Origin of the sequence: Flavobacterium adhaerens (assembly GCF_040045115.1) — a bacterium.
GTDB classification, from domain to species: domain Bacteria; phylum Bacteroidota; class Bacteroidia; order Flavobacteriales; family Flavobacteriaceae; genus Flavobacterium; species Flavobacterium adhaerens.
Genome location: NZ_JBDLZX010000014.1, coordinates 35,404 through 58,106, shown reverse-complemented (window position 1 = coordinate 58,106; position 22,703 = coordinate 35,404). Strand labels below are relative to the sequence as shown.

General features: G+C 33.7%; 13 protein-coding genes and 1 pseudogene. 10 read left to right on the top strand and 4 right to left on the bottom strand.

Going from position 1 to position 22,703, the window contains the following annotated elements:
• Positions 1–36 precede the first annotated feature (36 nt).
• The 8 genes from pyrG (at position 37) to pafA (ending at position 10,817) form a co-directional block, all read left to right on the top strand.
• Positions 37–1,650, top strand: coding sequence for a CTP synthase (gene pyrG / locus ABEB18_RS15790; RefSeq protein WP_348800302.1), 1,614 nt, complete (start codon positions 37–39; stop codon positions 1,648–1,650).
• A gap of 117 nt (positions 1,651–1,767) precedes the next feature.
• Positions 1,768–3,660 (top strand): membrane protein insertase YidC, encoded by a 1,893-nt coding sequence (yidC, locus tag ABEB18_RS15785; protein WP_348800301.1) that lies wholly within the window; start codon positions 1,768–1,770, stop codon positions 3,658–3,660.
• Between the two features lie 145 nt (positions 3,661–3,805).
• Entirely contained in the window at positions 3,806–4,519 is a 714-nt protein-coding gene (locus ABEB18_RS15780; RefSeq protein WP_348800300.1) for a toxin-antitoxin system YwqK family antitoxin, read from the top strand.
• A 209-nt stretch (positions 4,520–4,728) separates the two neighbouring features.
• Positions 4,729–5,916 (top strand): tRNA 2-thiouridine(34) synthase MnmA, encoded by a 1,188-nt coding sequence (gene mnmA / locus ABEB18_RS15775; RefSeq protein ID WP_348800299.1) that lies wholly within the window; start codon positions 4,729–4,731, stop codon positions 5,914–5,916.
• Between the two features lie 24 nt (positions 5,917–5,940).
• Positions 5,941–7,548: a S8 family serine peptidase gene (locus ABEB18_RS15770; protein WP_348800298.1), complete on the top strand. Its 1,608-nt coding sequence runs from the start codon at positions 5,941–5,943 to the stop codon at positions 7,546–7,548.
• Positions 7,549–7,561: 13 nt separating this feature from the next.
• Positions 7,562–8,506 carry an NAD(P)H-dependent flavin oxidoreductase gene (locus ABEB18_RS15765; RefSeq protein WP_348800297.1) on the top strand — a complete coding sequence of 315 codons (945 nt, stop codon included), beginning with the start codon at positions 7,562–7,564 and terminating at the stop codon, positions 8,504–8,506.
• A gap of 35 nt (positions 8,507–8,541) precedes the next feature.
• Positions 8,542–8,955: a hypothetical protein gene (locus ABEB18_RS15760; protein ID WP_348800296.1), complete on the top strand. Its 414-nt coding sequence runs from the start codon at positions 8,542–8,544 to the stop codon at positions 8,953–8,955.
• A 239-nt stretch (positions 8,956–9,194) separates the two neighbouring features.
• Positions 9,195–10,817: an alkaline phosphatase PafA gene (gene pafA, locus ABEB18_RS15755; RefSeq protein WP_348800295.1), complete on the top strand. Its 1,623-nt coding sequence runs from the start codon at positions 9,195–9,197 to the stop codon at positions 10,815–10,817.
• A gap of 254 nt (positions 10,818–11,071) precedes the next feature.
• On the opposite strand, the gene lysA is transcribed toward pafA, so the two are convergent.
• The 3 genes from lysA to gltB all read right to left on the bottom strand — a co-directional run bounded on the left by lysA (position 11,072) and on the right by gltB (position 18,584).
• Positions 11,072–12,301, bottom strand: a complete 1,230-nt coding sequence (lysA, locus tag ABEB18_RS15750; RefSeq protein ID WP_348800294.1) for a diaminopimelate decarboxylase — start codon at positions 12,299–12,301, stop codon at positions 11,072–11,074.
• Between the two features lie 297 nt (positions 12,302–12,598).
• The gene (locus ABEB18_RS15745; RefSeq protein WP_348800293.1) at positions 12,599–14,059 is read right to left on the bottom strand and encodes a glutamate synthase subunit beta; all 1,461 of its coding nucleotides are present in this window, start codon (positions 14,057–14,059) and stop codon (positions 12,599–12,601) included.
• Positions 14,060–14,063: 4 nt separating this feature from the next.
• Positions 14,064–18,584, bottom strand: coding sequence for a glutamate synthase large subunit (gene gltB, locus ABEB18_RS15740; RefSeq protein WP_348800292.1), 4,521 nt, complete (start codon positions 18,582–18,584; stop codon positions 14,064–14,066).
• A 411-nt stretch (positions 18,585–18,995) separates the two neighbouring features.
• On the opposite strand from gltB, the gene sucC reads away from it, so the two are divergent.
• Both sucC and ABEB18_RS15730 read left to right on the top strand, forming a co-directional pair.
• A complete protein-coding gene (gene sucC / locus ABEB18_RS15735) occupies positions 18,996–20,189 on the top strand; it encodes an ADP-forming succinate--CoA ligase subunit beta (RefSeq protein WP_348800291.1) in 1,194 nt (397 codons plus the stop codon).
• Between the two features lie 1,089 nt (positions 20,190–21,278).
• Positions 21,279–21,476 (top strand): annotated as a pseudogene (locus ABEB18_RS15730) (LytTR family transcriptional regulator DNA-binding domain-containing protein); the annotation flags it as partial.
• A gap of 23 nt (positions 21,477–21,499) precedes the next feature.
• On the opposite strand, the gene ABEB18_RS15725 reads toward ABEB18_RS15730, so the two are convergent.
• Positions 21,500–22,690, bottom strand: a complete 1,191-nt coding sequence (locus ABEB18_RS15725; protein ID WP_348800289.1) for a thioredoxin family protein — start codon at positions 22,688–22,690, stop codon at positions 21,500–21,502.
• Positions 22,691–22,703: the final 13 nt, after the last annotated feature.

Genomic DNA, 22,703 nt, shown 5'->3' with positions numbered 1-22,703 from the left:
TTTTTTTACACAACTACAATACAAACACAACTCATAATGAATCAAACGAAATATATTTTTGTTACTGGCGGTGTGACTTCTTCTTTAGGAAAAGGAATTATAGCGGCATCTTTGGCAAAATTGTTACAAGCAAGAGGGTATAGGACTACAATTCAGAAGTTTGACCCTTATTTAAATGTTGATCCAGGGACATTAAACCCATACGAACATGGAGAATGTTATGTAACAGACGATGGTGCTGAAACCGATTTGGATTTAGGGCACTATGAGCGTTTCTTAAACGTTCCTACGTCTCAAGCCAACAATGTTACCACTGGTAGAATTTATCTTTCGGTTATTGAGAAAGAACGTCGAGGCGAATTTTTAGGGAAAACGGTTCAAGTTGTACCTCATATCACTAATGAAATTAAAGATAGAATGCAATTGCTGGGTAATTCTGGTGATTATGATATTGTTATTACCGAAATAGGTGGAACAGTAGGTGATATTGAGTCTTTACCCTATATAGAATCGGTTCGTCAATTAGTTTGGGATTTAGGTGAAAACAATGCTATTGTGATTCATTTAACTTTAGTTCCTTATTTGGCTGCAGCTGGGGAGCTAAAAACAAAACCAACACAACATTCAGTGAAAGCTTTGATGGAAAGTGGTATAAAAGCTGATATCTTAGTTTGTAGAACAGAACATGAAATTTCTTCAGAAATCCGAAGCAAATTGGCTTTGTTTTGTAATGTAAAAAAAGAAGCGGTTATTCAGTCTATTGATGCTTCAACTATCTATGAAGTTCCTAATTTAATGATGGAAGAAGGTCTTGATGTAGTAGCATTGAGAAAATTAGATTTACCTAAAAAAGCGGCTCCAGATTTGAAAAATTGGAATACATTTTTACGTAGATTAAAACATCCAAAACATGTTGTAAATATCGGATTGGTTGGTAAATATGTAGAGATGCAAGATTGTTACAAATCAATTCTTGAAGCTTTCATTCATGCAGGTGCTGCAAATGAAACTAAAGTGAATGTGATTTCGGTTCATTCAGAATTTATAAATGCCGATAACGTTAAAGAAAAACTTTCTGGTTTAGATGCAGTTCTTGTTGCGCCAGGATTTGGCGAACGAGGAATAGAGGGTAAGATAGAAACGATTCGTTATGTTCGTGAAAACAATATACCGTTTTTCGGAATTTGTTTGGGAATGCAAATGTCAATTATCGAGTATTCTAGAAATGTTTTAGGTTTAGCCGATGCTAATTCAACTGAAATGAATAATGAAACTGCTAATCCAGTTGTGAATTTGATGGAAAGTCAAAAGAATGTTACCGATAAGGGAGGTACAATGAGACTTGGAGCTTGGAAATGCGATATTACTCCAGATTCATTGGCTCATAAAATTTACGGAAAAACATCTATTTCTGAACGTCACCGCCACCGTTACGAATACAATAGTCAATATGTAGCTCAGTTAGAGAAAGCAGGATTGATTTCATCAGGGGTTAATCCAGATACTGGTTTGGTCGAAATCGTAGAATTGGAGAATCATCCATTCTTTATTGGGGTACAATACCATCCGGAATATAAGAGTACTGTAGCAAATCCGCACCCAATTTTTGTGAGTTTTGTTGCCGCTGCGGTAAAAGGCAAAAAGAAGTAAAAAAAGTTTTCTAGAAAGATGTCTATCAATTGTGTAACATAGAAACGGGATTGATGACTAACAAAATCAGTTTCTGATTGAATATAACTCAGAACATAGATAAGAATAATAATTACAATGGAAGAAAAAAAATTAGACCTTAATTCGATCATAGGAATGCTATTGATTGCGGGTATATTCTTTTGGATGATGTACCAAAATAAACCTTCAGAGGCGCAAATTGCAGCTGAAAAGGCGAAGAAAGAATTGGTCGCAAAACAAGCTAAAGCAAAAGCAGCACAACAAATAACAGCTCCTACTGTAGCTGCAGTTGCTGGCGATTCTACTCAATTAGTGCAATTGCAAAAAACTTTGGGAGGATTTGCTTATTCAGCAACCTTGCCTTCAGCAAAAAACAATATCACAACCATCGAGAATGAGTTTGTACTTTTGAAAATTGCAAACAAAGGAGGTTATATCGTTGAAGCGACTTTAAAAAACTTTGAAAAATTTGAAAAAAAATCAGGTCAGTTAGTATCATTAATAAAAGATAATAATGCCGATTTAAATCTTCAATTGCAAACTACTGATAATAGAGTTTTGAATACTAAAGATTTGTATTTTGAACCTACATTGTCCAAAATTGGTGCTGACCAAGTTTTAGCAATGAAACTGAAAGCGGGTGCCAACGAATTTTTAGAATACAAATACATCTTGAAGCCAAACGATTATATGGTTGGTTTTGACGTTCGTTCTCAAGGTTTGAATAAAGTGCTAAATACAGCAAAACCATTGGATTTGCAGTGGAATTTAAAAACGTATAGATCTGAGAAAAGTATTTCGTACGAGAACCGTTTCACAGAAATCCGTTTTCAATATGAAGAGGGTAAAGATGACTATGTTGCTGATGGTACTGATAAAGAAGAAAATCCTGAAAAAGTGGATTATATAGCTTTCAAACAACATTTTTTTAGTGCTATTTTGTTGACCGATAAACCTTTTGAAAAAGCAATCTTAAAATCCAACAAATTAGTTTTAGACGAAACAAAAGACACTGTTTTTACAAAAGATTTTAAGGCTAGTGTACCATTAGCATTTCATAATGGAGAACTAGACTATAAAATGAGTTGGTATTTTGGTCCGACTGATTACACTACGTTGAAAGCTTACGACAAAGGAATTGAAAAAATTGTTCCACTTGGTTGGGGGATTTTTGGATGGATTAATAAGTTTATTTTCATTCCGTTATTTGGGTTTTTAAGCTCAACAATTGGATTGTCTTTAGGAATTGCAATCATTATTTTCACGATTATTATCAAAATTGGTATGTCGCCTATTACCTATAAGTCGTTCCTGTCTCAGGCTAAGATGAAAGTATTGCGTCCTGATATTACTGAGATTGGAGAGAAATTTAAGGATCCAATGAAAAAGCAACAGGAAACGATGAAGTTGTATTCTAAAGCGGGAGTGAATCCTATGGCAGGTTGTATTCCAGCCTTGATTCAGATTCCATTTATGTATGCTTCCTTCCAATTTTTTCCAGCTGCATTCGAATTGAGACAAAAAAGCTTCCTTTGGGCTGATGATTTATCTTCTTTTGATTCTGTAGCCAAGTTACCGTTCCATATCCCATTATACGGAGATCATATTAGTTTATTCCCTATTTTGGCAGCAATAGCCATTTTCTTTTATATGAAAATGACTTCAGGCGATCAGCAAATGGCAGCTCCACAACAAGAAGGAATGCCAGATATGGCCAAAATGATGAAAATCATGATTTATGTTTCACCATTAATGATGTTGATTTTCTTTAATAGTTATGGAGCTGGTTTGAGTTTGTACAACTTTATTTCAAACTTAATCACAATCGGAATTATGTTTGTAATCAAAAACTACATCGTAGATTCTGATAAAATACATGCTCAAATTCAAGAAAATAAATTAAAGGAGCCTAAAAAACCAAGCAAATTCCAACAACGTTTGCAAGAAGCAATGGAACAAGCAGAAGCTCAAAAAAAAGCAAAAAAATAATAATCTAAATACCAAAGAAAGCTCCTTAATTTAGGAGCTTTTTTGTTTAATTAGAGGATGTGTTGGTTTTGAATCATCTGTTTTTTAATTTTATGATGCCTAAGATTTTTGAGGCATTTTTTTTAGATACTTTAATTAGAATTATATGTCAACTATTTTTAGATTTTTAGCTCTTTTCTTCTTTGGTCAAATTGTGTTTTGTCAGTCAGCGAATAATCCTGTTGATCAGATGGGGAAAAAACATGGTGTTTGGAAAGGATTTTATAAAGAATCAGGAAGACAACGCTACGAGGGAACTTTTGAGCATGGCAAGGAAGTAGGTATTTTTAAATTTTTTGATGATACCAAAGCGCAATCGGTTATAGCGACAAGAACTTTTGAACCCAACAATAATTCGTGTTACACTATTTTTTATGATCAAAATAAAAATATTGTAAGCGAAGGAAAAGAGGTCAATAAATTGCGGGAAGGAGTTTGGAAATATTATCACAAAGCCTCAAAAGAGATCATGACTATCGAGAATTACAAAAATGGGAAACTTGATGGAACGAGAACGGTATATTATCCTAGTGGGAAAATTGTAGATGAAGTTGTTTATAAAAATGGTTTAAAAGAAGGTGTTTACAAAAAGTATTCTGAAAGTGGAATTGTCTTAGAGAATAGTTTTTTTAAAAATGGAGAGTATGATGGTGAAGCAGTTTATAAAGACCCGAATGATTTAGTTATTGCTAAAGGGATGTTCAAAAATGGTAAAAAAGTAGGGAAGTGGCAGTTTTTTGTAAATGGCAAATTGGAAAGTGAAGAGAATATGGACAAACCAAAAAAAATTGAATTGAAAAAAGATAGAGTAAAAAACTAATTTGTTTCCTTCAATCTATAGGAATATAATAATTAGTTAAGATTATTCTAATATTGTTTTAGTCGAATTATATTTAGTTTTTTCTAGATTAATTATTTGTAATTTTGCAAAAGTTTGAAGTTTTAAATATTCAATTTTAAAAAATAGAAAGCATAATATCAAGTTATGTTTATTATTCTCAAAGTATTGAGATAAAATATAGTCAAAATATGAAACGTGTAGTTGTTGGTCTTTCTGGTGGTGTAGATTCTAGTGTTGCAGCATATTTATTGCAACAACAAGGGTATGAAGTTATAGGTCTTTTTATGAAAAATTGGCATGATGATTCGGTGACCATTTCTAATGAATGTCCTTGGTTGGAAGATAGTAATGATGCTTTATTAGTTGCTCAAAAATTAGGGATTCCTTTTCAAACTGTAGATCTGAGCGAGCAATACAAAGAAAAGATTGTTGATTATATGTTCAACGAATACGAAAAAGGAAGAACGCCAAATCCTGATGTTCTTTGTAACCGCGAGATAAAATTCGATGTTTTCATGAAAATCGCTTTAAGTCTTGGAGCTGATTATGTTGCTACAGGACATTATTGCCGCAAAAGTGAAACCGAAGTTGATGGTAAAAAAGTGTATCAACTCCTTGCAGGTGTAGATGGTAATAAGGATCAATCGTATTTTTTATGTCAATTATCTCAAGAACAATTAGCGAAAGCGTTATTTCCTATTGGTGAATTGACAAAACCTGAAGTAAGAGAAATAGCATCCGAAATGGAATTGGTTACTGCCGAAAAAAAGGATTCACAAGGTTTATGTTTTATCGGGAAAGTACGTTTGCCCGAATTTTTGCAACAAAAATTACAACCTAAAGAGGGAATCATTATTCAAATTGATAAAAACGATTCTGTTTATACTGATAATTCACAAGAAGAATTATCTGCTGAAGGACAATTGGCATTTGATTCTAGAAAATTACCTTATACCACAACTATGGGAAAGGTCATGGGGAAACATCAAGGCGCTCATTATTTTACCGTTGGGCAACGAAAAGGCTTGAATGTAGGAGGTACTACCGATCCTTTATTTGTGATTGCTACCGATGTAGAAACCAACACAATTTATACAGGCTTGTCGAGTATGCACCCTGGATTGTTTAAAAAAGCATTGTTTATTGATAAATCCGAAGTACATTGGATTCGTGAAGATATGACTTTGACCGAAGGCGAAACTATGGAAGTGATGGCGCGTATCCGATACAGGCAGCCTTTACAAAAAGCTACCTTACATCAATTCGAAAAAGGGATGTATGTTTCATTTGATGAACCTCAATCAGCCATTACCGAAGGGCAATTCGTAGCTTGGTATATCGGAGATGAATTGGTTGGTTCTGGTGTTATTTCATAAAGTGTGATTTAATTTTAGTAAAGCATGAAGAAAATTTTATTTGGTATTGTATTTTTTTTGTGCTTTAAAGGGAGTTCTCAAGAAGACGCATGGGTATATTTTACTATAAAAAATAATACTCAAGCCTATTATGACAATCCATTGTCAATGCTTTCGCAAAGAGCAATAGATAGAAGGACGAAGCAAAATATTGCTTTTGATTCTAAAGATATCCCTATCGATAAAAGTTATATCAATCAGATACAAGCAGTTTCGGGTATTACGATTATGGCTCAATCTAAATGGTTGAATGCTTTGCATGTTCGTGGTTCACAAACGATTATTAACTCTTTGAAATCTTTCAATTTTGTCGATAGAATAGATTTTGCAAATAAAGCTCTCAATTCGACGGCAAAAAAGTCTTCTTTAGCCAAAAACAAATCCTTTACCAAAGTTCTCGAATCACAAGTAAATTTTAATTACGGGAACTCTAACAATCAAATCCAGATGCTTCAAGGCGATGTATTGCATCAAAACAATTATACAGGCTCTGGAAAAATCATTGCAATATTAGATGCTGGTTTTCCGGGTGTCGATTCGGCTGAACCTTTTCAAAAACTACGGGATAATGGCCAAATTTTAGGAGGTTATGATTTTGTGAGTCGGAGTTCTAATTTTTATACAGGAGATTCACACGGAACAATGGTGCTTTCGTGTATGGGAGGGTATAAAGACAATTCACTTGTAGGTACTGCGCCAGATGCTTCTTATTATTTGTTTAGAACTGAAAACGGAGCATCCGAAAATCCTGTAGAAGAATCCTATTGGGTTGAAGCAGCAGAGAAAGCTGATAGTCTTGGGGTAGATGTAATGAATACTTCGTTAGGATATTTTGAATATGATAATGCCAGTTATAGCCATACCTATTCTGAGATGAATGGTGAAACGACTTTTATTACTCGTGGGGCCGAAATTGCTTTTTCCCGTGGTATGATTGTAGTGGCCTCAGCAGGTAATGAGGGAAATACTTCTAATCCTTATATTGGTGCTCCAGCTGATGGTTTTTCGGTTCTTACAATTGGAGCTGTAAATGCATCCGAAACTGTAACAGATTTTAGCTCTATTGGTCCATCATTTGATGGAAGAATCAAACCAGATATTATGGCTCAAGGAAAATCGGTAGTTTTATCCGATGCTTCGGGGAACATTGGTGTAGCAGATGGGACTTCTTTTTCAAGCCCTATAATTGCTGGTTTGGTAGCTTGCTTGTGGCAAGCATTTCCTGATAAAACGAATTATGAAATTAAAGAAATGATTGTTAAATCTGCTGATAGATATGATATACCGACTAATCAATATGGTTATGGAATCCCAGATTTTAGTCAATCGTTGACGTTAGGATCGGATTATTTTTATGATAATGACTATTTTTTATTTCCAAATCCTACCAACGATGTAAGTACGGTTTATTTCGGGAACAGTTCGAATTCAGGAGTATTTACGGTTTATTCCATCTTAGGACAAAAAATATTAGAACAAACCCTCTCCAAGGAATTTTCTTCTATTTCGGTACAATCACTACAATCGGGTATTTATGTGTATGAAATTAAAATTAATGGCAAAAGTGCTAAGGGAAAACTAATCAAAAAATAATTCTTTTGTGTGTATGAATGCAATAACCAATCTCTTTAAAATCAAATATCCAATCATTCAAGGTGGAATGATTTGGAATAGCGGATATAAATTAGCCAGTGCCGTAAGTAATGCAGGAGGATTGGGGTTGATTGGCGCAGGTTCTATGTATCCCGAAGTGCTAAGAGAACATATTCAAAAATGTAAAGCAGCTACTGATAAACCATTTGGGGTTAATGTACCAATGCTTTATCCTAATATTGAAGAAATACTAAAGATTATTATTGAGGAAGGGGTTAAAATCGTTTTTACATCAGCAGGAAACCCGAAAACGTGGACTCCTTTTTTGAAAGAAAATGGTATAACTGTCGTACATGTTGTGAGCAGTTCTGTGTTTGCTTTAAAAGCGCAAGAAGCTGGAGTTGATGCTATAGTGGCCGAAGGTTTTGAAGCAGGAGGGCATAATGGAAGAGAGGAAACAACGACTCTTACTTTGATTCCGATGGTAAAGAACAAAATTTCAATTCCGTTAATTGCAGCAGGAGGAATAGCGACAGGTAGAGGGATGCTGGCTGTTATGGCTCTTGGTGCTGATGGTGTACAAGTAGGGAGTCGATTTGCAGCTTCATTAGAATCTTCTTCGCATGTCAATTTCAAACAAACTATTATCGAGGTTCAAGAGGGTGGAACTCAATTAACACTGAAAGAATTAGCGCCTGTTCGATTAATCAAGAATAAGTTTTATGAGGATCTTCAAGAACTATATAAAAAATGTCCAAGTAAGGAAGAATTGATTTCTTTATTAGGGCGTGCTAGAGCAAAGCGTGGCATGTTTGAAGGAGATTTGGCTGAGGGAGAATTAGAGATTGGTCAGATTGCTGGATTGATAACCGAAATATTGCCTGCCAAAGAAATAATTGATACTATGATTTCCGAATTTGAGTTGGCCAAAAAACAGGTCGTTTCATTTGATTTTTAAATTCATTACATTTGTTTTTAGTAAAATAATAAAGAATGAATAAGTTTAGAATTATAGTTTTGGTATTGTTTCTATTTCTGGGTTTAAATCAAGGATTTAGTCAGGCTTATAGATTTAAAACTACCGGATTAAGTGTTTCTGTAAAAGAAAAGAGTGGTAAATTTGGTAACTGGAGTGTCCTAAAACCTGTAGCTATTGTAGTCAATTTAGATACCCAAAAGAACAGAATTGTAATCTATTCTGAAGCCATTCAGTTATTTGATATTGTCGAGTATCTTCCTACTGAAGAAAATGATACCGATCTTATTTATCCATTTGTTTGTAAAGATAATAATGGAGAGAATTGCACACTTTCGTTTATCACTAGAAAAAAACAGGATAACCGAAAACAATTGTATGTTAAATATGAAGATAGGGTTCTTGCCTATAATATTGTCAATTACAATTAAACTTCTGTTTTTTTTATTGTGTACTCATTTCATATAAACTCTATTTTGTAATTGTATTTTGCAATCAAAATAATTAGGTTTTCTTTCGATTTATTTTTTTTAAACTTTTCGAGGCATAAGATAATTCCTTAAGGATTTGATATGTTTTCGTTGTTATAGCGTTATTATTTTGAATTAATAATTGCATTTTGTTTTTTTTACCTGATAAAGAGTATTTTTGTTTACCATTTAAATATAATATGAGAAAAATTATTTTGTTTTTAGTTAGTGCTTTTGCTATTCAGAGTCAAGCACAACAGCGACCAAAATTGGTTGTTGGAATTGTTGTAGATCAAATGAGAATGGAATATTTATATCGCTTTTCAGATGATTTTTCGACTAAGGGGTTCAAAAGATTAATGGGTGATGGTTTTACCTATCACAACATGAATTATAATTATGTACCTACGTTTACTGCTCCAGGGCATGCTTCTATTTATACAGGAACAACTCCCGCCGTGCACGGAATCATTGGGAACGATTGGTATGTTCGTTCTACTGGAAAGAATATGTATTGCACTGACGATCCTGGTGTAAAATCGTTGGTTGCTGGAGCTGAAAAAGAAGGGGCAATGTCTCCAAAAAATCTTCTGAGTACAACAATTACTGATGAATTGCGAATGGCAACAAACTTTACTGGGAAAGTAATAGGGGTGAGTATCAAAGATCGTGGAGCTATTTTGCCTGCTGGACATTTCGCCAACTGGGCATTTTGGAGCACAAAATCAGGAGAATTTATTTCGAGTAGTTTTTATGGAGATAAATTACCGGATTGGGTTACTCAATTCAATGCAGAGAAGAATTATATGAAATATATCGATAAAGGATGGAGTTTGTTAAAATCAATTGATACCTATAACGAAAGTTTACCTGACAATAATCCTTATGAAGGTAGTTTGGCAAAAGGTGTTGCTCCAGTATTTCCGTATGATTTGAAAAAGATTTACAAAGAGAGAGGAATGGAAGTTTTGAAAACTACACCCTTTGGTAATGATTTCTTGGCTGAATTAGCCATGCGAGCAATTGAGAAAGAAGAGTTGGGTAAAGATAATATTACTGATTTCTTAACTTTTAGTTTTTCTTCTACAGATTATGTTGGGCATACTTTTGGGCCACGTTCTATAGAAATTCAAGATACATATTTGCGTCTAGATCTTACAATTGCTACATTTTTGGATTATCTAGATACAACTGTTGGAAAAGATAATTACTTGGTTTTCTTAACTGCAGATCATGCAGTTGCTGAAAACGCAATTTATTTGAAAGATCGTAAACTAAATGTAAACAATATTCCTTCCAAAGAGATTTCGGAATCTTTGAAGAAGTTTTCAATGGATTCTTTCGGGGTCAATTTAGTTTTAAAGTATTCTAATTATAATGTTTTCTTGGATAGGGAAGTTATCAAACAAAAAGGATTAGAGTTAGCGAAAGTGAAACAAAGTTTCAAAGACTTTTTGATGGAACAGGTTTATGTGAAAAGAGTATATACACAAGAAGATATTTTGATGGGGTCTGCTCACGATTATTATTTGAATTTTATATTCAAGGGATATGACCCTAAACAAAGTGGTGATCTTGTAATTCTTGAAGGAACAGGGTATTTAGAAAGTTACGGATATGAAACAGGGACCACACACGGAACGCCAAATAGTTATGATACCAATGTTCCTTTACTTTTTTATGGTTGGAATGTCCCAAAAGGAGAATCGTATAAAAAAGAGAATATTACCGAAATAGCTCCAACACTTTCTAAAATGTTAAGTATTACTTTCCCGAATGGTACGGAATGTGAAGTTTTAGAAGATGTTTTACAAAAAAAATGAGATTAGTTTATTACTCTCGAAAAACCATTCGTTTTACGGATGGTTTTTTTTATTTCAAATAGGATGGTCTGTTTTGGAGTTGCTTAATCGTTAGTTTTAGAATTTGGTTTTGAAAAAATAACTCTTCAATTGATGGGTGCAGTTAAATGATTTTATAATACAAATTTTTTAGACAGTATGATTTTTAAGAAAGAACAAAAGGGAAAGTGCAAAAAAAATCCCGAAACTTTGAAGTAAGTTTCGGGATTGTTGTATTATGCTGTTACAGATTCAGTTAATTCTACTGGTAACGGAATTTGATTTTGAAGTAAGTCTTCAAATTTCTCATGAGCTCTGATTAGGTACCCTTTTCCATTCATCCATAAAACTTCTGCTGGTTTGTATCTAGAATTATAGTTTGAGGACATAGAGAAGCAATATGCTCCTGCATTTCTAAATGAAAGAATATCTCCTTCTTTGATTTCTGCAATTCTTCTATTGGTTGCAAAAGTATCAGTTTCGCAAATATACCCTACAACAGAGTAAAAACGCTCTTTGCCTTTTGGATTAGAAATGTTTTCAATAAAATGTTGTGAGCCATAAAACATTGGACGAATCAAGTGGTTGAAACCACTATCAATTCCAGCAAAAACAGTAGATGTCGTTTGTTTTACTACATTCACTTTTGCTAAAAAGAAACCAGCCTCACTTACTAAGAATTTTCCTGGTTCAAAGATTAATGTTAAATCTTTACCATATTCTGCACAGAAAGCATTGAATCTTTTTGATAGTTTTCTACCTAATTCATCAATGTCTGTAGCGATATCATCTTTTTTGTAAGGAACTTTAAAACCACTTCCAAAATCTAAAAATTCTAAATTTTTGAAATTTTTGGCAGCATCAAATAAAATCTCTGCCGCATATAAAAACACTTCAATATCCAAAATATCAGATCCTGTGTGCATGTGAATACCTGCAATGTTCATATTTGTGTTTTCAACAATACGAACTAAATGTGGTAATTGATGAACAGAAATTCCAAATTTACTGTCTATATGCCCTACAGAAATGTTGGCATTTCCACCAGCCATTACGTGTGGGTTAATACGAATGCAAACTGGGACATGTGGATGTTTTGCTCCAAATTGTTCTAATATAGATAAGTTGTCAATGTTTACTTGTACGCCCAATGCGTGCACCTCTTCAATTTCTTCAAGGGAAACACCATTTGGAGTGTAAAATATTTTTTCTGGCGCATAACCAGCATGTAATCCTAATTGAACTTCCTGAATAGAAACTGTATCCAATCCAGAGCCCATATCTCTTAATAATTGAAGAATAGCAACATTAGATAATGCCTTCATGGCATAATTGATGCGTAAATTAGGAACTTTAGAAAAAGCCTTGGTTAATCGATTATACTGGGATTGTATTTTCTCTGCATCATACACATAAAGTGGACTGCCAAATTGTTCTGCTAACTGTAGTAAATCGTTTGCTTGCATCTTGTTTATAATTTTTTACAAATTTATTATTCTTTAATATTACGACCAAACAAAAATAAGTTATTTAACAAAACATAACATTTTGTTTAAAAACAAACAAAAACTCTTGTTTACTGTTTTATTTTAACAATGTTTTAGAAATATAACTTTATTGTTTTTTTGATTATTGAAGAGTAGGTTGTGCTTAATAGATATATTTAGTGTTAAATATTTGGTTTTTTCTTCTTTTTTGTTTGATGAAAAAAGAAATCCCTTGAGAAATATCTTCTCAAGGGATTTTAAATTCTGTATTAGAAATTATAATGGAGGCAAATCTCCTCCTTCTTTAGTAGGAAGATTTGTGGTTCCCATTAAGAATAAATCTACTTGTCTAGCAGCCTCACGTCCTTCAGAGATGGCCCATACAATTAATGATTGTCCTCTTCTCATATCACCCGCAGTAAATATGTTGGGGATGTTTGTTTGGTATTTACCATATTCTGCTTTATAATTGCTTCTAGCATCAGTTGCAATACCTAATTGATCAGCCAATGTTTTCTCTGGACCTGTAAATCCTAAAGCCAATAATGCTAAATCACAAGGCCAGATTTTTTCAGAACCTTCAATTTCGATTAATTGAGGTGCTTTTCCTGGAACAATTTTCCACTCTACGTTTACAGTTTTAAGAGCAGTTAATTTTCCATTTGCATCTTTGATGAATTCTTTGGTATTAATTAACCAGTTTCTGTCACATCCTTCTTTGTGTGAAGTAGATGTTTTCAACTGTAAAGGCCAGAAAGGCCAAGGTGTTGTCTCACTTCTTCCGATAGGCGGTTTAGGCATAATCTCGAAGTTGGTTACTGATTTTGCACCATGACGGTTTGAAGTACCAACACAGTCAGAACCAGTATCTCCTCCACCAATTACGATTACATCTTTTCCAGTAGCTAAAACTTGATTCTCTATTTTTTCTCCAAAAACAACTTTTGTTTGTTGTGTTAAGAAATCCATTGCCTGAACCACACCATCAGCATCGGCACCTGGAGTTGGTAAACCTCTCCTTTGAGTTGCTCCGCCACAAAGTACGATTGAATCGAATGCTTTTAAATCTTCAATATCATAGTTTACACCAACATTGGTATTTACTTTGAAAGTGATTCCTTCTGCTTCAAGGATTGCGACACGTCTGTCGATAATTTCCTTTTCTAATTTGAAATTTGGAATACCATAACGTAATAATCCACCGATTGCATTATCTCTTTCAAAAACAGTAACTGTGTGTCCTGCTCTATTTAATTGTTGTGCAGCTGCTAAACCAGCAGGACCTGAACCAACAATAGCGATTGTTTTTCCAGTTCTTGTTTTTGGTGGCTGAGGTTTAATCCATCCTTCTTGGAAGGCACGCTCCACAATATTTTTCTCAATATTTTCAATAGAGATTGGATCGTTAATAATCCCTAATACACATGCTTTTTCACATGGTGCTGGGCATAAACGTCCAGTAAACTCAGGGAAATTATTAGTTGAATGTAGTATCCAAGAGGCTTTTTGCCATTCACCTTGGTGTACCATGTGGTTGAAATCAGGGATTAAATTCCCTAACGGGCATCCACTGTGGCAAAATGGAATACCACAATCCATACAACGAGATCCTTGTTTAGTAATTTCAGCTTCACTCAAGGGAACTGTAAATTCTTTATAATGTCCTACACGCTCTTGTACTGCTGTGTATGATTCATCTTGTCTTTCGAATTCTTTAAAACCTGTAACTTTTCCCATTGTATTATGCTGTTAATTCTTCTACCATTTGTACCTCAGTTTCCATACGCTTAAGCGCTTTTTTGTATTCTGTAGGCATTACTTTTACAAAATTTTCTAGGCTTGCTTCCCAATTACTTAATAGTTCGATACCTTTTGTACTTTGTGTGTACTCAACATGTCTTTCTATTAAAGTTTTTAATTCATCGGCTTCTTGTCCTTCTACTTTTTCGAATTCGATAGTTTCAGTGTTACATAAGCCGTTTGTGAATTTGTCTTGAGGATCGTAGATATAAGCGATACCACCACTCATACCGGCAGCAAAGTTTCTTCCAGTTTTACCTAGAACGATTACTTTTCCACCTGTCATGTATTCACAACCGTGATCTCCCACACCTTCAACGACAGCTGTGGCTCCTGAGTTACGAACAGCAAAACGCTCTCCTGCAATACCGTTGATGAATGCTTCTCCTTCAATTGCTCCAAATAAACAAACGTTACCAACGATAATATTTTCAGAAGCTACAAAGGTAGCTTGAGCAGGCTTTTTAATAATTAATTTAGCTCCAGACAATCCTTTTCCTAAATAATCATTTGTGTTTCCTTCAACAGAGAATGTTAACCCGTGTGCACTAAATGCTCCGAAACTTTGTCCTGCTGAGCCTTTGAAGTTTACATTTAAAGTATCTTCAGGAAGTCCTAGGTGTCCGTATATTTTAGAAATTTCGTTACTAAGAATAGCTCCTACAGAACGGTCTGTGTTTTTGATAGAATATTCTAAAGTTGTTTTTTCTTTTCTGTATAAAGCACGGTGAGAATCTTTTAAGATTTGGAAATCCATAACATCATCCAATCCATGTTCTTGACTCTCAGTATTGCGAACTGTCATATTTTTGTATGAATCAGGTCTGTGTAGGATAGAAGATAAATCCAACCCTCTTGCTTTATAATGTGTAATGGCTTTGTTAGAATTGATTTTGTGTGTTTGACCAATCATTTCTTCTAAAGTTCTGAATCCAAGTTGCGCCATTATACCCCTTAACTCTTCTGCAACATAGTAGAAGAAGTTAATTACGTGCTCAGGAGTTCCTTTGAAGTTTTTGCGTAATTCTTTATCTTGAGTTGCAATACCTACAGGGCAAGTGTTTAAATGACATTTGCGCATCATAATACAACCAGAAGCAACTAGGGGAGCAGTAGCGAAACCAAACTCTTCAGCACCTAGTAAAGCAGCAATGGCTACGTCACGTCCTGTTTTTAATTGGCCGTCACATTCTACAACGATACGGCTTCTTAAGTTGTTTAATACTAAAGTCTGTTGTGCTTCGGCTAATCCAAGCTCCCAAGGAAGACCTGCATGTTTCAATGAAGTCAATGGAGAAGCTCCAGTACCACCGTCATATCCAGCGATTAATACAACATCAGCTTTTGCTTTAGCAACACCCGCTGCAATGGTTCCAACTCCAACTTCAGAAACTAATTTTACGTTGATACGTGCTTCTCTGTTAGCATTTTTCAAATCGAAGATTAATTGAGCTAAATCTTCAATAGAGTAAATATCATGGTGTGGTGGAGGTGAAATCAATCCTACGAAAGGAGTTGAGTTACGAGCGGCTGCAATCCAAGGTAATACTTTGTCACCAGGTAATTGTCCTCCTTCTCCTGGTTTTGCACCCTGAGCCATTTTAATTTGAATCTCTTTTGCGTTGGTCAAGTAGTGAGAAGTTACTCCAAAACGTCCAGAAGCTACTTGTTTGATAGCGGAGTTACGGCTGTCCCCATTTACATCTGGTTGAAAACGTGTTCTATCTTCTCCTCCTTCACCTGAATTGGATTTTCCTCCAATACGGTTCATGGCAATAGCTAAATTTTCGTGCGCTTCTCTTGAAATAGATCCGTAAGACATTGCACCTGTTTTGAAACGTTTTACAATGGCAGTCCATGGTTCTACTTCGTCTAATGGAATAGGGTCTAAATTGTCGAATTCAAATAAACCACGAATTGTCATTAAACTTTCAGCTTGATCGTTTACCGCTTTTGAATAGGCATCATAACTAGCTTGATCACTTAAACGTACCGCTTGCTGTAATTTTGAAATGGTTGTTGGGTTAAACATGTGTTTTTCCCCATTACGTCTCCATCTGTATTCTCCTCCAATATTAAGTCCTAAACGGTTTGGAATTAACACATCTGGATAAGCGTAGTTGTATCTTTCACTAATTTCTTTTTCAATTTCGTATAATCCGATACCTTCAATTCTTGAAGCAGTGTATGGGAAATATTTTTCAACAAATTTAGAGTTGAAACCAACAATCTCAAAAATTTGAGACCCTCTATAAGAGTGTAAAGTTGAGATTCCAATTTTGTTCATGATTTTTAATAAACCAGAACCAATGGCTTTGTTGAAGTTGTTAACCGCTTTTTCTTCGCTAATTCCAGTAATAAAACCTTCTTGTACTTGAACGCGAATGATTTCGTTAACCATATAAGGGTTAATAGCACTTGCTCCGTAACCAAATAAAGTAGCAAAATGATGTGGTTCACGAGGTTCAGCAGATTCGATAATGATATCGAAGTAAGAACGCTTACGCAAACGGTTCATTTGATGATTAACATAAGAACAAGCTAATAGAGCTGGAATTGGCGCAAATTCTTTATTTACACCTCTGTCTGAAAGGATGATAATATTTGTTCCTCTGTCAACTGCTTTACTAATTTGAGTAATGATATCTTCCAAAGCATTTTCCAAACCATTCAAACCTTTGCTCTTAGGATATAAGATTTCAAAAGTTTCTGCTTTGAAATGTTCGTTTTCAATATTTCTGATTTTTTCTAAGTCATCGTTAGAAATAACTGGATTTTGAATTCTTAATTTTCTGCATTGTTTGCTAGAAATATCAAAAATATTTCTGTCTTGTCCTAAATTCAAAGCTATATCCGTAACAATTTCTTCACGAATACCATCCAAAGGAGGGTTGGTTACTTGAGCAAATAATTGTTTGAAATAGTTAGGAATTAATTGAGGTCTGTCTGATAATACAGCAAGTGGAGTATCAGTACCCATAGATCCCAAGGCTTCTTTTCCGTCTTGAGCCATAGGTGTTATCATATCTTGGATATCTTCTAAGGTATAATTGAATAGACGCTCTCTTGTTTTTAAATCGATAGTTTCTATAGGGCAAACTTTGGTTGTAACTGGAACGTTTCTTAGGTGCAAACGTTGCTCCTCTAACCATTTTTGATAAGGTCTTTCAGAAACAATTTTACTTTTAATCTCTTCATCATTAACGATGCGACCTTCATTCATGTCCACTAAGAACATTTTTCCAGGCTCTAATCTACCGTGGCTTTCTACATCTTCGGGATCAATATTTACAACCCCAATTTCTGATGCCATAATCAATTTGCCACTCTTAGTTACAGTATAGCGAGAAGGTCTCAATCCGTTACGATCAAGTAAAGCACCTACATAGTCTCCATCGCAAAAAGGAACTGAAGCTGGACCATCCCATGGCTCCATAATACAAGCGTTGTATTCATAGAACGCTTTTCTTTCTTCTGACATGGTTTTGTGTTTTTCCCATGCTTCAGGAATCATCATCATCATTACTTCTGGTAATGATCTTCCTGTATGTGTCAATAATTCAACGACCATATCCATAGAAGCCGAATCGGATTTTCCTGGAAGAATGATTGGAAATAGTTTTTCGATTTGTGAACCAAATACATCACTTTTCATGATTTCTTCACGAACACGCATTCTACTAACGTTTCCTCTTAGCGTGTTGATCTCTCCATTTTGACACATAAATCTAAATGGTTGAGATAATTCCCAAGTAGGCATTGTATTGGTAGAGAAACGTTGGTGTACCAACGCTAGACGTGTTACCAAATCAGATTGTTGTAAGTCGGTATAGTATGGCCCGATATCTTCAGGCATGATAATACCTTTATATATTAAGGTAGTTGTAGATAAACTCGGTACATAAAAATATGCACTTTGTGAAATTTTAGAATTTAGAATAGTGTGTTCTGTAATTTTACGAGCAGCATATAATTTAGCTTTAAAAGTAGCTTCGTCAATGTCTATTGTTGCAGGTTTTCCAACAAAAATTTGCTCTATTGATGGCTCAGATGCTAATGCTATTTGACCTAATTGAGTAGAATCAACAGGAACCTCTCTCCATCCTAAAACGGTAAGTCCTTGTTCTTTAATTTCTTTTTCAAATGTGTCTTTACAAAATGTATGCTGGTTTTTTACTTTAGGTAAAAAAACCATTCCTACAGCATATTCACGGGGTGCAGGTAGTTTGAAATCACAAACTCTATTAAAATATTCGTGGGGAATGTCAATCAAAAGTCCAGCTCCATCTCCCGTTTTTCCGTCAGCACTAACACCTCCACGGTGCTCTAGCTTTACTAGAATTTCTAATGCATCATGTATAATTTGATTTGTTTTTTCACCTTTTAGGTTGCAGATAAAACCAGCTCCACAGTTTTCATGCTCGAATTCTGGCAAATAAAGGCCTTGTTTTTTAATTCTCATGCTTGATATTTTTTTTTACAAAATTAAAGATTTCATAACATATAACGAGTGAATCTCTTCGATTGGCCATATTTTTGTTATAAAACTAAAAAAGTAATGTATAATTGATAATAATGCGGAATTTTTAGATATCAATTATTATATTATCAATAAATATATTTTTGAATTCTAAAAAGAAGCAAATTTTGTAATAAATGTATTATTTTATAATTTATGAGCGTGTATTTTAACAAAATTACCAATATTTTTGATATTTTATTTTACGGAGTTCTTATTTAAACTCAATAAACGCATTTTTTAACTTTTTATATCTTTTAAGTATGATTAAAAAAGTTCTAATTAAATTTTAATTTCCTATTTTTGTGCCACTTTTAACTAAAATAAATTTTTAGAATCAGTCAAATATATATTATGAATATACACGAATATCAAGGGAAAGAGATTTTAGCTAGCTATGGAGTACGCGTACAACGTGGTATTATAGCTAATAGTCCAGTAGAAGCAGTAGCTGCTGCTAAACAATTAACTGCCGAAACAGGTACAAGCTGGTATGTTGTAAAAGCACAAATTCACGCAGGTGGACGTGGAAAAGGTGGTGGAGTTAAACTTGCTAAAGGGCTTGATAAAGTAGAAGGAATTGCTAGCGAAATTATCGGAATGCAATTAGTAACACCTCAAACTTCTGCTGAAGGTAAAAAAGTACATAAAGTTTTAATTGCTGAGGATGTTTATTATCCAGGTGAAAGTGAAACTTCTGAGTTTTATGTTTCAGTTCTTTTAAACAGAGCTACAGGACGCAATATGATTATGTATTCTACAGAAGGTGGAATGGATATCGAAGAAGTAGCAGAACACACTCCACACTTAATCTTTACTGAAGAAATTGATCCAACTGTTGGATTGCAAGGATTCCAAGCTAGAAGAGTAGCCTTCAACTTAGGTCTTTCTGGAAATGCTTTCAAAGAAATGGTGAAATTCATCGATGCATTATACAAAGCTTACATTGGTTCGGATGCTTCTATGTTTGAAATCAACCCTGTATTAAAAACGTCTGATGATAAAATTTTGGCTGTAGATGCTAAAGTTAACATCGATGATAATGCTTTATACAGACAAAAAGCTTATGCTGAAATGCGTGATATTCTTGAAGAAAATCCAATCGAAGTTGAAGCTAAAGAAGTAGGGTTGAATTATGTAGATCTTGACGGTACTGTAGGATGTATGGTTAACGGAGCAGGTCTTGCAATGGCAACTATGGATTTGATTAAATATGCAGGTTTTGAACCGGCTAACTTCCTTGATGTTGGAGGTACTGCCGATGCAAAACGTGTAGAAACAGCTTTCCGTATTATCTTAAAAGATCCTAACGTAAAAGCAATTTTGATTAACATTTTTGGTGGTATCGTTCGTTGCGATCGTGTTGCTCAAGGTGTTGTTGACGCATACAAAAACATGGGAGATGCTATTAAAGTGCCAATCATTGTTCGTTTACAAGGAACTAATGCTGAGATTGCAAAAGAATTAATTGATAATTCAGGTATGCCAATTTTATCTGCGGTTCAATTCCAAGAAGCTGCAGATCAAGTTCAGGCTGCCCTTTCTTAATCTAAGATTATTTAAGTTTTATATAGATCGAAATCCTGAGTGAAAACTCAGGATTTTTTTTAGTTATAAATTTTGCTTAAAAATGTTTTTTGATGTCTTTATGTTTTATTAAACATTGTAAATCATTTAATATGTGCTAACTTTAGCTGTGTAATAATTTTTTCGTTTCCAGTTTTATTGATTTTAAGGAAATGAATAAGATGCATATAAATCAAAATCGATTACTTGGTTTGGTTGTTTTTGTCTAGATTCTTTATTGTTTTTAATGAGTTTGTGCATGAAAAAGAAATTAAAAATAGCATCCAAAAATGTTCACGAATATTTACATCGTGAACCATCCTATATTCATCCTCGATTGAAATTTATTCCTAATGTAATTATTAATGCTGTCAGTTTTGTGATAGCTGTTACCATAATAAGTGTTATTATTTATTTCATATTTCGTTTTTTAATTAAAGCTTTCTATCATTTATAGTTTTTTTATTTTCTTATAAAACTATATTTCGTATTGTTTTCACAGTTGTATTTGCTGAAAAATCTCCCCATTTGTTAATAGTTTGTTTTATCCTCAAAAATGGGATATTGCTAATAATTGCTTTTCAGTTATGTATATATGTTTAAAAATATTTTAATGAATAATTATTAGAATATTTGCCTAATATTGAATATTTACTAATTTTGCATCACAATAAAGGTTTGATTTTGATGATTTATTAATTCAAATAATATTTTTTGAGTTATGTTGTTATAAATCAATACATTTTTTTCTAAAAATAGGGATATGAACCTTTATTAAATTAATTTTAAAATAGATTTTAATCAAAAGTTGATTAAATCAAATAATACAATGTAAAAAAATAATTTTGAATTAGTAAGCGAATTTTTTTTTAGATTAAACCGTTACCTCTTTGTTATTCAAGAAGTAACGGTTTTTTGTTTTAAGAAGTTTTGGTAAAGTAAATTAATAAATCCTAAAATTGTATAGTTTTAGGAAATCCATATCTTCATTTTTTTTAATGAAGAATCCTAAAAATTCATTTTTGTAAATGAGGAACCAGTTGCTTACTATGTTTTTGAAATTATGTAAAGTTATTTACTGCTAAGAAAACATATTTGGCTTCGATTACAACTGCCGAATTAGAACATTGTTTATCAGACAATTTTATTCGTATTCATAAGTCGTACGTCGTTGTAATTGATAAAATTGATGATGCCGAAAAAGATTTTATTATTTCAAAAAAAAGCCTGCTAAGAGTAATTTCTTGCAGGTTTTTTTGTTTTAATTGAAGCCAGTTTGCAATTTATAAAGGTTATTTTATTCCCAAATCAGTATAAAGCTGATCTATTTCTTTGGTGTTCCAACCCATTGCAACAATAATATTTTTGGCTTTTCGGGCATTATCTATTGCTAATTTTTTGTTGCCAATTTTAGCATATAGTCGTGCTAATAAAATGGTGTTTTCGGCAGAATTATTCAACTCAACAGAACGTTTTGCCCAGTAAATGGATTTTGATAGCGCTTCTTGATCTGTGATATGATCTACATAAATTTTCGATATACTATTAAGGGTAGAATAGTCATTCCAAGCCCACTTTTCTACAGATTCTAAAGTGGTTTGCTGGTAGTTCTTCCAGCTTTTTAAGGCTTCAAACATTTGCAAATCATTTTTAAAAACCAATGAGTCTATTTTTGCTAGATTAATATTTTTGGCAACGATTCTATTTTTAGAATACGAAATAGAATCCAGATTATTCATATCCTGAGCCAATGTTTTGTTTACCACACTCACGATTTTGGCTTCTACTCTTTTTGTTGAGGAAACTTTAGCAAAACTGCTTTGGTTTTTTAGAATTACCTCAAATGCAGTCGAGTTTAAGTCGTTGGCACCATAAGCCATAATTTTCCAATTGATAGGTGTAAAAAGTTGATCTTTGTTTTGAGTTGCCAGATATTTGGAAGTTACTTCATCACTTTTGCCAGCATCAACACTTTTTTTCAATGGATATAAATACAGAAGGCATTTTTCCGCATTGCTGGAATCGGTGTTAAATTGTTTTTCCAAAAAGGGCAATTGTGTATCAGGATTCAAAGCCTTTTTTCCTTCGGCAATAAAATCTTCATTTGTAAATTCGCCTCCAGTACTGTATAGATGAGTTTCATTTTCATCCAAAAACAAAAAGACTGGAAAGGATTTTATCTTATATTTTTTCATCATTTCTTTCCCAGCGGGACTTTCATAATTTACCATCGCATTAATAAAATTATTGTTGTAAAATGTAATAACGGCTGGATCTTTCAAAACCGTACTTTTCATTTTGTTGCAATGCGAACACCAATCTGCATAAACCATTACAAAGACCATTTTTTGGGAAGATTTAGATTTTTCTAATGTCAACTTTAAATCATCTTGAATAAAATTGATGCTTGTATTTTGTGCTTTTATTGTTGTCGTTAGGAGAAATACAATGATGATACAGATACTTTTTAGAGTCTTTTTCATTTTAGGAATTGTT

Coding starts and splice junctions, on each gene's coding strand:
- ABEB18_RS15745 (WP_348800293.1), bottom strand. CDS start 14,059: ATGGGAAAAGTTACAGGTTTTAAAGAATTCGAAAGACAAGATGAATCA.
- lysA (WP_348800294.1), bottom strand. CDS start 12,301: ATGCAAGCAAACGATTTACTACAGTTAGCAGAACAATTTGGCAGTCCA.
- ABEB18_RS15760 (WP_348800296.1), top strand. CDS start 8,542: ATGAATAAGTTTAGAATTATAGTTTTGGTATTGTTTCTATTTCTGGGT.
- mnmA (WP_348800299.1), top strand. CDS start 4,729: ATGAAACGTGTAGTTGTTGGTCTTTCTGGTGGTGTAGATTCTAGTGTT.
- ABEB18_RS15725 (WP_348800289.1), bottom strand. CDS start 22,690: ATGAAAAAGACTCTAAAAAGTATCTGTATCATCATTGTATTTCTCCTA.
- sucC (WP_348800291.1), top strand. CDS start 18,996: ATGAATATACACGAATATCAAGGGAAAGAGATTTTAGCTAGCTATGGA.
- yidC (WP_348800301.1), top strand. CDS start 1,768: ATGGAAGAAAAAAAATTAGACCTTAATTCGATCATAGGAATGCTATTG.
- pafA (WP_348800295.1), top strand. CDS start 9,195: ATGAGAAAAATTATTTTGTTTTTAGTTAGTGCTTTTGCTATTCAGAGT.
- ABEB18_RS15770 (WP_348800298.1), top strand. CDS start 5,941: ATGAAGAAAATTTTATTTGGTATTGTATTTTTTTTGTGCTTTAAAGGG.
- gltB (WP_348800292.1), bottom strand. CDS start 18,584: ATGAGAATTAAAAAACAAGGCCTTTATTTGCCAGAATTCGAGCATGAA.
- ABEB18_RS15780 (WP_348800300.1), top strand. CDS start 3,806: ATGTCAACTATTTTTAGATTTTTAGCTCTTTTCTTCTTTGGTCAAATT.
- pyrG (WP_348800302.1), top strand. CDS start 37: ATGAATCAAACGAAATATATTTTTGTTACTGGCGGTGTGACTTCTTCT.
- ABEB18_RS15765 (WP_348800297.1), top strand. CDS start 7,562: ATGAATGCAATAACCAATCTCTTTAAAATCAAATATCCAATCATTCAA.